We start from the raw sequence: 11744 nt of genomic DNA on the forward strand, positions 1-11744 counted from the left end.
CCAATGCATAGATTGGTGACAATCGGAGTCTACGACTTTGACGTCGAATCATTCCTGCAACGCCTGCGCGCCGCGGACGTCAGACTGCTGTTCGATGTGCGCCAGCGTCGCGGGGTCCGCGGGCCCGACTACGCATGGGCGAATGCTCGCCGGCTGCAGGCGACCCTGGCCGGTGCCGGCATCGCCTACGAGCACCACCGCGAGTTGGCCCCGACCACCGAACACCGCCATCTGCAGTACGCCGAGGACGACCGTCAGGGCGTCGGTAAGCGGTCCAGACGGGAGTTGGCCGCCGAGTACGTGCGCCGCTACACCGCCGAGGTCCTCGACCTCGTCGACCTGGTGCCGCTGCTGGCGGTGTTACCGACGCAGGGACGGGCGGCGCTGTTCTGCGTCGAGCGCGATGCGGTGGCCTGTCACCGGTCGCTGATCGCCCGGCGGCTCACCGAGCAGCACGACGTGTCGGTCGAGCACCTGGCCCCGGCATGACCGGCCTGACCCCGACGGGCGGGACACGGCCCCGGATCGCGGTGTTCGCCGGGCCGACGGCGACCATCCTGAATACCCCCGACCTGGTCACGTCGAACAAGGCCCGCACCCGGCACGGCCTCGCACCCCGGCCGGGCCGGTTCGACGCACTGCGTCCGCAGCGGCTGGCGGCGCCGGTCACGGCATACGTCGAGGCGTACAGCGCGCATCCACTCGAACGCGACGCGGCACACCTGTACGCGCCGCCGGACGGCTGGCTCGACACCGACGGCGCGTTCCACACCACGCAGCCGACCGGCGACGCCACCCCGGTGTTCGTCGTGGAGCTGCACCCCGACGACGGGCTGTACCCCCTGCCCTATATGGGGCGGCAGCGTGACGGTTCAGCGTGGGAGGAGGCCGCGACCGCGCCGTACGCGCCGTCGGAGGCGGCCCGGCAGACGTTCTACCCGGACGCGCGCCGCCTCTACGAGGAGATCGAACGGTTCGGGCTGGGCGATCACGGCACGCCCGTCGAGTTCGGTTCGATCGCCGACTTCGACTTCTTCCGCGCGGCCCCGTCGGGTGGCTACACCGCAGGTCCGGACGGGGAGCGGCCCGGCCGTGACTTCTTCGTCTACTACCCCTACCACCTGCAGAGCGAGCCGCACCTGGGTGACCTCGCCGGGGCGACCAACCAGGTCCAGGCCATCCTCGCCGCGGGTGAGCACGACGGCGTGCAGTGGCTCGAGGGCAGCCCGACCGTCGACGAGACCCTCTACTGGCTCGGCCTGTTGATCGACACGACGGTGCCCCTCGTCGGCCACGCCGCCCAGCGGCGGCATCACTCGCTCAGCGCCGACGGCGACCGTAACGTGGTGGACGGAGTGAAGTACATCGCCTCCGGCGTCGCCCTCGACGCGCAGGGTGTCGACCGGGTCGGCGCCTGCGTGATCGTCGACGAACTCGTCTACACCGCTCGCGACGTGACCAAGGTCGACGCTCGGCCGGGCGGATACGAAGTCACCGGCGGCCACGGGGGAATCGTCGCCGACCTGGGCGGGTACGGTCCCCCGCAGCTCACCTACCTGCCGACGCGCCGGCACACCGCGCGCTCGCAGCTGCGCCTCACCGTGCTACCGAAGGAGGTGACCGGCGTCGCCGGCTCGTTGGAGTCGGGCGTCACCCTGCTCGGCGTCGCGACGAGGGACGGTGACGGGCTGATCCCGGAGGCCATGCCCAGGGTGACGATCACCAAGTACAGCCGCTACGCGGTGGAACCGGGCGGCGATCCCCAGGTGGGCGACGAGGTGGAGATCCTGGCCCGGATCCGGGCCAATCTCGCCGCTGCCCCGCTCGCCGGTTTCGTCTGCGAGGGCATGTCGCCGTTCGGGATGGCGGACCCGGCGAAGAACTTGGCGCTCGGTGTGGCCATCTTCGCGGGGATGCCGGTGGTGCGTACCGGCCGTGGCGACACCGGCGGCATGGCGTACCGGACGGATCCGACGTTCATCGTCGGCAACAACCTGACCGCGACCAAGGCCCGGTTGCTGCTGATGGCTGCCCTGCTCAAGTACGGTGCGCTGCCACCGGCCACGGACCCGTTCCGGCCCACCCACGCCGAGCGTGCGGTGACCGAGCAGGCGGTCGCCCGCTACCAGGCGCTGTTCGACACCCATTGACCCAGCTGAGTTCCGGATGGAGAGAGCCTGTGGGCACTCACGAGTACGTGGTGGCGGACGTTTTCACGGAGACGGCGTTGGAGGGCAACCCGGTCGCGGTCTTCCTGGACGCGGCAGCCCTGTCCGCCGAGCGGATGCAGCAGATCGCGAACGAGATGCACCTGTCGGAGACCGTCTTCGTGCTGCCTCCGCGCCGCGACGGTGACGTGCGGGTCCGCATCTTCACGCCGGTCAACGAGCTGCCGTTCGCCGGGCACCCGACCCTGGGCACGGCGATCGTGCTCAGCGAGCTGAAGCCGGTCGGGGAAATCCGGATGGAGACCGCCATGGGGACGGTGACCTTCGACATCGAGCGGTCCACCCGGGACGGGCGCGGCTCGGCGAGTTCGTGGCAGCCCGTCCCCACATGGGGGCGCTACGACCGGGCCGAGGAGCTGCTCGCCGGGCTGGGTGTCCCGGCCACCGACGCCGTCCTGCCGGTGGAGGTCTACGACAACGGGCCGAGGCACGTGTTCGTCGGTCTGCCGGGCGTACCCGAGTTGTCCGCGCTGGAGCCCGACCAGCGCGTTCTCGCCCGGCTGCCCGACATGGCCGCCAACTGCTTCGCGGGTTCCGGCGGGCAGTGGCGGCTCCGCATGTTCTCGCCCGCATACGGCGTCGTCGAGGACGCCGCCACCGGTTCGGCGGCCGGTTCGTTGGCGGTGCATCTGGCGCGGCACGGCATGATCCCGTTCGGTGAGTGGATCGAGGTCCGGCAGGGCGTCGAGATCGGTCGCCCGTCGACGATGCGGGCCCGGGCCACCGGTGCACCGGACCGGATCGAGACGGTCCAGGTCGCCGGATCCGCGGTCGTGGTGGCCCGGGCGACGCTCTACACGTGAGCCCCGGCGGTCCCGCCGACGCGCGGTGAGCCGACAGACCGAGGTGGGCCCGCCCGCTGTCAGCGGGCGGGCCCACCTCGGTGGCTGCCGTGCCGGATCGGCCAGGTGCGGCTGTTCAGCCCTTCGACCGGGTGATGTTGACCATCCAGAAGATCCCGAACTGGTCGATGAACGAGCCGGCCTCGTCGCCCCACACCTGCTTGTTGAGCGGCATCGTCACCGTGCCGCCGACCGACAGCCGCTCGAAGTACCCGCGCAACGCGGGATCGTCGCCGCCGAGATAGATGGCGACGTTGTTGCCCGGGTGGAACGGCACCCGTTCGGGGACGTCCCAGGCCATCAGGGTGAACCCGTCCGGGGTGGTGAGCACCGCGTGCATGATCTTGTCGGCGGCCATCACGTCGGACGCGCCGTACTCGGTGAACGTGCCGATCTTCAACTCGCCGCCGAGGACCTCGCGGTAGAACCGCAGGGCCTCCCGGGCGTTGCCATTGAAGGCGATGTACGGGTTGAGTCGAGCGGTCATCTGCTGCTCCTAGGTGGGGATTCCGCCGCGGTCGATCGTCGGCACCTCGATGCCCAGCGCCCGGAGCTGCTGGAACGGGTTCATGAATTCCCGCTGGCGGCGGATCTTGCCATTGTCCAACTCGAACGAGTGGATGAAGTGGTTGCGGTAGTACCCGGGCGGGTACGCCGGATAGAGGATCTGACCCTCGCCGTCGCACTCGACCCAGAACCGGTTCGGGTCCTGCGTCTCGAAGATCTCGACGTTCGTCCACTCCCAGTCGGGGAACATCCGCAGCGACCACTCGCCGTGCGCCCGGAGCAGTTCGTGGCCCTGTGAGGCGACCGGCTGCCCGGTGTCGGTGGTCCACAGGCCGGCGCTGCCGTCCTCGGTGAACAGCAGGTAGCGGGTCAGCCGGTTCTCGCCCATGCGACTCATGTAGTCGGTGACGGTCGCGCGGTTGCGGGCACGCAGGTCCACTTGGTCGGTGAATCCCGGAAGCTGGGTCTCGGTCGTCAACGGAAGTCCCTTCTCAGCCGGTAGCAGTCAGGTCAGAACCGAAGCTCGGGGCGGTAGATGTCCAGCCAGGTGCTCAGGTCGAGCACCCGCTCCATGCCGTTGCGGATCTCGATCGGCAGGGCGCCAGACTCGCGGGTGATGTCCTCCAGGTAGGTGCGGTCGACCAGGTTGAACACGGGGCTGTCGGTGGCGAGCAGGTCCCTGCACTGCTGCAACAGGGCGCTCGTGTACATCGGGTCGAGCGTGGCTGGATACGGGGCCTTCACCCGGTCGAGGACCGACCGGGGGAGCAGGTCGGCGGTCGCGGCCCGAAGCAGGCTCTTCTCCCGCCCGTCGAACGTCTTCATCGACCACGGGGTGTTGTAGACGTACTCGACCAGCCGGTGGTCGCAGAACGGCACCCGGACCTCCAGACCGACGGCCATGCTGATCCGGTCCTTGCGTTCGAGCAACATCCGGACGAAGCGGGTCAGGTGCAGGTAGCACATCTCGCGCATCCGGAACTCGTGGTCGCTCTCGCCGTCGACCCGCTCGATCTCGGTGAGCGCCTCGGCGTACCGGTCCCGGATGTAGCTGGGCAGGTCGAGAGCGGCCGTGATGTCGGCGTTGAACCGATCCGACACCTGGGCCTTCGCGCCGCTGACGAACACCGCCATCCAGGGGAAGGTCGCCGCGGCCTGTGCCTCCGGCTGAAAGAACCACCGGTAGCCGCCGAAGACCTCGTCGGCGGACTCGCCGGACAGGGCTACCGTGGAGTGCTGACGGATCGCCTGGAACAGCAGGTACAACGAGGTGTCCATGTCACCGAGGCTGAGCGGACTGTCCCGGGCGGTGATCACCGCCCGCCGTACCGCGGGGTCGGCGATGTCCTGGTGGTTGAGGACCACCGACTCGTGCAGCGAGCCGACGTGCGCGCTCACCTCGCGCGCGTACGGGGCGTCGGTGGTGGCGCGCAGATCGTCGGCGACGAAGTCGTCCTCGCGTCCGGTGAAGTCCACCGCGAAGCTGCGTACCTTCTCACCGCGTTCGCCGAGCTTGGCGGCGGCGATGGCGGTAATCGCGCTGGAGTCGAGCCCACCGGACAGCAGGGTGCAGCGCGGCACGTCGGAGACCAGTTGGCGTTCCACCACGTCCCCGAGTAACGAGCGGACGTTGGCGATGGTGGTCTGCAGGTCGTCGGTGTGCGGGCGGCTCGGCAGCGTCCAGTAGCGGTGCTCGCGCAGGCCTGCGCGGTCGACGGTGACGATCCCGCCGGGCAGCACCTCGTTCATCCCGCACCAGACGGCGCTGCCGGGCGTCTGGGTGAAGCTGACCAGCTCCCGGATCCCCGCCAGGTCGACGACACGTTCGGCCAGCGGGTTGGCGAGGATCGCCTTGGGTTCGGAACCGAAGAGTACCCCGTCGTCGGTGCGATAGTAGTAGAGCGGCTTGACGCCGAGCCGGTCCCGGATCAGCACCAGCTTCTCGACCCGGGAGTCCCACACGGCGAAGGCATACATGCCGTTGAGCCGTTCGGCGACCGCCTCGCCCCATTCCAGGTAGCCGTGCAGCACCACCTCGGTGTCGCTGCGGGTCCGGAAGCGGTGACCGCGGCGTCGCAGTTCGCCGCGCAGCTCCCCGAAGTTGTACACCTCGCCGCTGTAGGTGATTGTCACGGTGCCGTCGTCCGTCTGCACCGCCATCGGCTGGGTGCCGCCGTCGATGTCGATGACGGCGAGCCTGCGGTGGCCGAGCCCGGCGTGCCGGTCCAGCTGGACACCGGCGGCGTCCGGGCCCCGGCAGGCCATGGTTGCCGTCATCGCGTCCAGGTCGGCCTGGTGTCGCGCCAGATCCCGATCGTACGAGACCCAGCCCGCAATTCCACACATCTCGTCTACCTGTTCCTCTCGAGCGAACTGTCCGGGTGTGGTCAGGGTTGGAGGCGGCCGGACCTCCACCCGGTGCCGTCGCGGTCGAAGCGCAGCCGACGGTGCAACCGGTCCGGGCTGGACTCCCAGAACTCGACCGACTCCGGCTCAAGCAGGTAGGCCAGCCAGGCATCCGGACGGGGCAACGGCACACCCCCGTCGCCGAGCTGCCGCGCCTGCTCGCGCAACGCGTTCTCGTCGGAGAGGGGCGCGCTCTGCTGCGACGCCACCGACATCGGGTGGGTGGCGACCGGCCGGGCCATCCACAGGGCGTCGGCCTCGTCGGCGCCCAGCGGGCCGGTCGGCCCGCTGACGACCACCTGGCGGGCCACCTCCCTCCAGTAGAGGACACCCGACGCCCAGCGGTTGGCCGCCAACTCCCGGCCCTTGCGGCTGCCGGAGTGACTGGCGAACAACAGTCCGGTGTCGCGCACGGCGAGGACCTGCACCATCCGGGTCGACGGGCGACCGTCGGCGTCGGCGGTCGCCAGCGCCAGCGCACCGGGCTCGCGGACGGCGTCCGCTCGCGCGGCGTCCAGCCAGCTCCGCAGCAGCCCCATCGGCTCGTCGGGCGGAGTGGCGAAGACATTGCCACCCAACTGCTGTGCGGACGTGCTCACGACGGATTCCGGACGGGTCCGAATGCCAGCCCACGGTCGTCGGACGGCCCGGCGTGCAGTCCTTCCACGATGGCCTCCACCTCGGTCATCATCCGTACGGTGGGCGGGTATCCGATCAGCTCGGTGGCCCGGTTCGGCGGCAGGGGCGCGGACAGGTCGGCGGTGGCGTCCCACAGCATGACCGCGCCCCAGCGGTTGGTCTCCCGGTCGGAGATCCAGAACTTCAGACGCATTCCGTGTACCCGCTCCCACGGATGCACGCCCTCCTCCCGCAGGTAGTCGCGCAGTGAGTCGATGGTCTGGGTGGATCCGGCAAGGTCCCACCAGGAGATGGCGGCCTTCATGCGTTCATGACCCCTCGATGTGTGTCAGCGATGCCAGCAGGTCACCCAGCACGCGTTCGCCGTCCTGGGTGAGCACCGACTCCGGGTGGAACTGCACGGAGCTGAAGAGGGCTCCGCGTAGGGCGTGCACCTCACCGGTGGTGCGGTCGTGGCTGACGCGCACCTCGCCGGCCTTGGGACTGTGGAACTGCTCCATCCGCCCGTACGCGACGAAGGAGTTGTAGAAGCCAACCCGTGCCGGGGTGCCGAACAGGTCGATCTCGCGTTGGACACCCTGGTTGGGGATGTCCCGGCGCCGCAGCGGCAGGCCGAGGTGCCGGCACAGCAGTTGGTGGCTCAGGCACACCGCCAGGAACGGGGTACGCCGGGCGAGGAGCTGGTCGATCACCTCGGTGAGGCGGCTCATCCGTGGGTCGGCGGTGTCGCGCGGGTCACCCGGACCGGGGCCGAGGACGACGAGGTCGTGGGCGTCGAACCCGGGGCGGGTGTCGAACCGGGTCACCTGCACCGCCAGGCCGAGTGCCCCTAGCTGGTGGGCCAGCATCGCGCTGAAGGCGTCCTCGGCGTCGACGATCAGGGCTCGGCGGCCGGCCAGGGCGGGCTGCGGCCGCCTGCGGGTCTGCGCGTCGCTGAGCCAGAAGCTCGCGATCGCCGTGTTGCGGCGGTCGAGCGCCTGCCGGATCAGTGGGTGCCGGTCGAGGCGTTCGCCGACGCCCAACGCGGAGAGGACCCCGGCGGCCTTGGTGTGGGTCTCGGCGACCTCGGCGTCGGGATCGGAGTGCCGGACGAGCGTGGCACCGACGCCGACCTCGATGCTGGCGCTGTCGTCGGTCTCCGAGGGCCGGATGTCGACGGTGCGGATCATGATGGCGGCGTCCATTGTCCGTGCGCCACCGGCGTCCCGGCCGATCAGGGCCGCGATGCCGCCGTAGTAGCCGCGGCCGTGCGGTTCGTAGCGGGCGATCACTCGGAAGGCGTTTTCCAGCGGGCTCCCCGTCACGGTCGGGGCGAACATGGTTTCCCGGAGGATGTCCCGGGGGTCCAGACTGCTGGGGCCCTCGATGTTGTACTCGGTGTGCGCGAGCCAGGCCATCTGCCGCAGGAACGGGCCGACCACCCGGCCCCCACCGTCGCACACCCGGGCCATCATCTTGAGCTCCTCGTCGAGGACCATGTACAGCTCGTCGGTCTCCTTGCCGTCGGTGAGGAAGTCGAGGACCTCCGCCAGCACCGGCCCAGTCCTCGGGTAGCGGTAGGTGCCGCTGATCGGGGTCATCGCCGCCACGCCGCCACGCAGGCTGATGTGCCGTTCCGGGGTGGCGCCGACGAAGGTCCGGGTGCCGGTGTGCACGAGGAAGGTCCAGTAGGCGCCGGTCTCCCGGGCGAGCAGCCGGCGGAACAGGCTCAGCGCCGTGCGCGGGGAGTACCCGGTGACGGTGGTGACGTACGACCGCTTGATAACGAAGTTCGAGCCGGCACCGGTGCTGATCTCGTTGGCGAGTACCGCACGTACCGTGTCGGCGTAGGTGTCGTCCTCCGTGTCGAAGCCGCCGTTGGTGAGGCTGATCGGCTCGTCCGGGAGGTGTTCGAACGCTTCGGCCCTGGTCATCGAGCCCTGTTCGGTCACCGACAGGGTGATCAGCGGTGACCCGTCCGCGACGGCGGTGAATCCCCGCTCGGTGATTTGCTGGTGGGGCACCAGCACCAGCGTCTCGTGTAGCGCCTCGTCGCCTGGTCCGGCCCCGTGGAGCGGGGCGTCGGGGAGTGGGACGTCGGCGAGCCGGGCGACGGCGCCGATCCGGCCGGACAGGATCTCCACTCGGTCGCCGTCCACCGACTCGGGGCGGTGCAGCAGGGCGAATGCCTCCCGGCCGGGATCGACGAGCTGTCGGAGCAGACGGGGCGCGTTCACGGGAAGACCTCCTCCGTGGTGGTGACCACCGCGCAGCGCGCGGCCGCGTAGTCGAGCGTCAACTGGTGGTGGTCGGCGGAGAAGTCACCGATGGCGTCGGCGACGAGGAAGGGCTGGATGTCGTTGGTGAACGCGTCGAGGGCGGTGGCCAGCACCCCGACGTGCCCGTAGACCCCGCAGACGATGAGCTGGTCGCGACCCTGCCGGCGTAGTCTGGCCAGCAGGTCCGAACGGTGGAACGCGCTGTAGCGCCACTTGGTGAGAATGTGGTCCGCCGGTCCGGGCGCGAGTTCGGTGACGATCTCTCGGTCGCCGGGTTGCCCGCTCATCCCGGGACCCCAGATGTCCTTGAGCAGGCCGCGCTCCTGCTCGGTCATGCCTCCGGGCTGGGCCGTGTAGTAGGTCGGCACGCGGAGTTCGCCGCATCGCTGGCGTAACTGGACGCAGTTGCGGACCAGCGGCTCGCGTACCGACGGGGCGAACGGGCCGAGGAAGTAACGCTGCATGTCGTGGACGAGCAGCGCTGCCCGGCTGGCGTCGGGAGTCCACTGCGCGATGCTGGCGGGCAGGTCACCCGTGGTCGGAAGCGGGTAGGCGGCGATCGGTGTCAGGCCCGGCACGATTTCTCCTCAGCCCGGTTCGTCAGGGGTATCGCCTGCCAGGCGGAGACCACGGTCTGCGCCTGGCGGAAATTGAGCCGCGGGTCGCAGAGCGAGGTGTACCGCCGGCCGGCCGGCTCGCCGCTGTGCCCGTCGTCGATGCACTCGGTCACGTCGTCGGGGGTCGTCTCGAGGTGCATGCCGCCCGCGACGCCACCTCCGGCGTGCACCGCGACCTGGAACGCGGTGACTTCCCGGATGATGGTCGACAGGACGCGCGTCTTGCGTCCGGTGGATGTGGTCACGGTGTTGCCGTGCAGGGGATCGACCAGCCAGACCACCGGGTGCCCGGCAGCGCGTACGGCCCTCACGAGCGGCGGCAGCCGGTCAGCGGCCACGTCGGCGCCCAGCCGGGCGATCAGGGTGAGACGGCCCGGTTCCCGCAGTGGATCGAGCCGTGCGCACAGGGCGAGCAGGTCGGCGACCGTCATCGTCGGCCCGACCTTGCACGCGACCGGGTTAACCACCTGGGCGAGCAGGGCGACGTGGGCACCGTCGAGCTGCCGGGTCCGCTCACCGATCCACGGCCAGTGGGTGGAGGTGAGTACGAGTCGGCCGGCGCGGTCACGGCGCAGCATCGGAACCTCGTAGTCGAGCAGCAGCGCCTCGTGGCTGGTCCAGACGGGCGCATCGGCGGCACGGCCGGTCCGGAGTTCGCTGATGGTCCGTCTCGCCGACCGGTATCCCACGAGCAGCCGCTGCGGGTCGGGCCGGCGTGCCAGCCGGGTCGCCGCAGGATCGTTTACCAAGTGGCCGCGGTAAACGGGCAGGTCGACGCCGTCGACCTGTTCGGTGGGCCTCGACCGTGGCTTGGCGTACTGGCCGGCGATGCGGCCCACCCGGACGACGGGTCGACCGGTGGCGGTGCTCATGGTGTTGGCGAGGGCGTCGAGCAGGGCCACCTTGCGCCTGACGTGTTCCGCGGTGCATTCCGCAGGGTCCTCCGCGCAGTCACCGGCCTGCAGTACCTGTGCGTGCCCGGCGGCGACGTCGGCGAGTGAACTCTGGAACGTGGGAAGTGACTCCGCCTCGATGAGCGGGGGGAGGCTCGCCAAGACGTCGCGGATTTGCGTGACCTGCTCCGGGTCTTCCCATTCAGGTTGCTGCTGGGCGACCTTGGCCGGTGGAACATCGAGTGAGATGGCGTTCACACTCTCTCCCAACCTCGGACATTTCGGCATTCGCTGGTTACTTCAGGTGTGGCCCGCAGTCGATTCGGCTGGTGAATCGGCTGCGGGCTCACTTACCGACGTGCTGTGGAGTGCGTGAGAGAGACGCGGTCAGTGGATGGGCCGATCAGCTGTGTGGCGGGTAGGGATTGTCCTGAATGTAGAGCCAGGTGCCGTTCACCTGCTGGCGGACGATGTCGCAGAAGTTCCCCGAGAAGCTCACCCGGGTGCCGTCGGGCCCGTCCTGTTCCAGCGTGTAGGTGCCCATCACGGACGCCGAGCGACCAATCACCTTGTTTCCGACGCGCGTTCCGCCGGCCTCCACGATCTGGAGCGGGTTGACCTGGAGGATCGGGTCTGATTCGAACCACTCGACGTAGAACGCGCGAATCGCGGCATGGCCGCGAATGACCGATCCGTCCCAGTCGATGATGGCCGCCTCGCGCTCCTGGAGCGCGATGATCCCGTCGACGTCCTTTGCCACGATCCGCTGACCGAGGAGGTTGATCAGCTCGGCGGGGGTCTGGGCGCCGGCCTGGAGGGCGGCGGCGTTGGCGGCGGGGGCCGGTGCGGCGGTGGTGGTCGGCGCGACGAATCCGGGCACTCGGGCGTGCGCTGCGTGTCCGGCGGAATGGTTGGTGTGTGCCGTTTGGGGGCTTTTCGTATCGGTCTGGCCATAGGCGGAACTGGCCCCGAAGAGGGTGCCGGCGGCCAGCAGGATACCGCAGGCGACAATGGGTAGCGTGCGCTTGATTTCATGCATGACTGTCTCCCCCTAATTGGAAGTGGTTACTAGGGTTTGAGTCGCTCATCTGGCCCGTCATTTACGGGCACGCTTCATGATCCCCGGTTTGTTGTTCGGCGGTCCGATGGCATTGATACAACAGCCCGCCTCTGACCCTGTCAAGACACATTAAGCTCGGGCGGCGACAGTATTTCAACATCATGAATCGCTTGGTGGGGCGTTGTGCCACCGACTCGTGCTTACTACCAGCCAAAACGCGAATCTCCGATTCTCTCCTTCCGGAAGGATGCCCCCAAAACGCGCTGGCCGAAGTTGTGGACTACAGTTGCGGAT

12 protein-coding genes are annotated in these 11744 nt (G+C 69.3%); 3 read left to right on the forward strand and 9 right to left on the reverse strand.

Annotation, left to right across the window (positions count from 1 at the left end):
• Positions 1-15 precede the first annotated feature (15 nt).
• From GA0070617_RS28975 to GA0070617_RS28985, 3 genes are read left to right on the forward strand one after another with little or no spacing between them, the layout of a single operon-like run.
• Positions 16-489 carry a DUF488 domain-containing protein gene (locus GA0070617_RS28975; RefSeq protein ID WP_229688261.1) on the forward strand — a complete coding sequence of 158 codons (474 nt, stop codon included), beginning with the start codon at positions 16-18 and terminating at the stop codon, positions 487-489.
• A complete protein-coding gene (locus GA0070617_RS28980) occupies positions 486-2150 on the forward strand; it encodes an asparaginase domain-containing protein (protein WP_217628894.1) in 1665 nt (554 codons plus the stop codon). The genes GA0070617_RS28975 and GA0070617_RS28980 overlap by 4 nt, the downstream gene beginning before the upstream one ends.
• Positions 2151-2179: 29 nt before the next feature.
• Positions 2180-3031 carry a PhzF family phenazine biosynthesis protein gene (locus tag GA0070617_RS28985; protein ID WP_091445501.1) on the forward strand — a complete coding sequence of 284 codons (852 nt, stop codon included), beginning with the start codon at positions 2180-2182 and terminating at the stop codon, positions 3029-3031.
• A 115-nt stretch (positions 3032-3146) separates the two neighbouring features.
• Here the strand turns inward: GA0070617_RS28985 and GA0070617_RS28990 are convergent, their stop codons facing one another.
• The 9 genes from GA0070617_RS28990 to GA0070617_RS29030 form a co-directional block, all read right to left on the reverse strand.
• A complete protein-coding gene (locus tag GA0070617_RS28990; protein ID WP_091445503.1) occupies positions 3147-3557 on the reverse strand; it encodes a VOC family protein in 411 nt (136 codons plus the stop codon).
• A 9-nt stretch (positions 3558-3566) separates the two neighbouring features.
• Positions 3567-4055: a PhzA/PhzB family protein gene (locus GA0070617_RS28995; RefSeq protein ID WP_091445506.1), complete on the reverse strand. Its 489-nt coding sequence runs from the start codon at positions 4053-4055 to the stop codon at positions 3567-3569.
• Positions 4056-4087: 32 nt separating this feature from the next.
• Positions 4088-5923 (reverse strand): asparagine synthase (glutamine-hydrolyzing), encoded by a 1836-nt coding sequence (gene asnB, locus GA0070617_RS29000; RefSeq protein WP_091445508.1) that lies wholly within the window; start codon positions 5921-5923, stop codon positions 4088-4090.
• 41 nt (positions 5924-5964) lie between these two features.
• Positions 5965-6582 carry a phenazine biosynthesis FMN-dependent oxidase PhzG gene (gene phzG / locus GA0070617_RS29005; protein WP_217628895.1) on the reverse strand — a complete coding sequence of 206 codons (618 nt, stop codon included), beginning with the start codon at positions 6580-6582 and terminating at the stop codon, positions 5965-5967.
• A complete protein-coding gene (locus GA0070617_RS29010; protein WP_091445511.1) occupies positions 6579-6926 on the reverse strand; it encodes a hypothetical protein in 348 nt (115 codons plus the stop codon). The genes phzG and GA0070617_RS29010 overlap by 4 nt, the downstream gene beginning before the upstream one ends.
• Positions 6927-6930: 4 nt before the next feature.
• Positions 6931-8838, reverse strand: coding sequence for an anthranilate synthase family protein (locus GA0070617_RS29015; RefSeq protein ID WP_091445513.1), 1908 nt, complete (start codon positions 8836-8838; stop codon positions 6931-6933).
• On the reverse strand, positions 8835-9458 hold the full coding sequence (locus GA0070617_RS29020) for an isochorismatase family protein (protein ID WP_091445516.1): 624 nt from the start codon (positions 9456-9458) through the stop codon (positions 8835-8837). Before GA0070617_RS29020 ends, GA0070617_RS29015 begins: the two co-directional genes overlap by 4 nt.
• Positions 9446-10648 (reverse strand): 3-deoxy-7-phosphoheptulonate synthase, encoded by a 1203-nt coding sequence (locus GA0070617_RS29025; RefSeq protein WP_280519279.1) that lies wholly within the window; start codon positions 10646-10648, stop codon positions 9446-9448. Before GA0070617_RS29025 ends, GA0070617_RS29020 begins: the two co-directional genes overlap by 13 nt.
• 145 nt (positions 10649-10793) lie before the next feature.
• Positions 10794-11429 (reverse strand): YybH family protein, encoded by a 636-nt coding sequence (locus tag GA0070617_RS29030; RefSeq protein ID WP_139135809.1) that lies wholly within the window; start codon positions 11427-11429, stop codon positions 10794-10796.
• Positions 11430-11744: the final 315 nt, after the last annotated feature.

This window comes from Micromonospora yangpuensis (assembly GCF_900091615.1).
Classification (GTDB): Bacteria; Actinomycetota; Actinomycetes; order Mycobacteriales; family Micromonosporaceae; genus Micromonospora; species Micromonospora yangpuensis.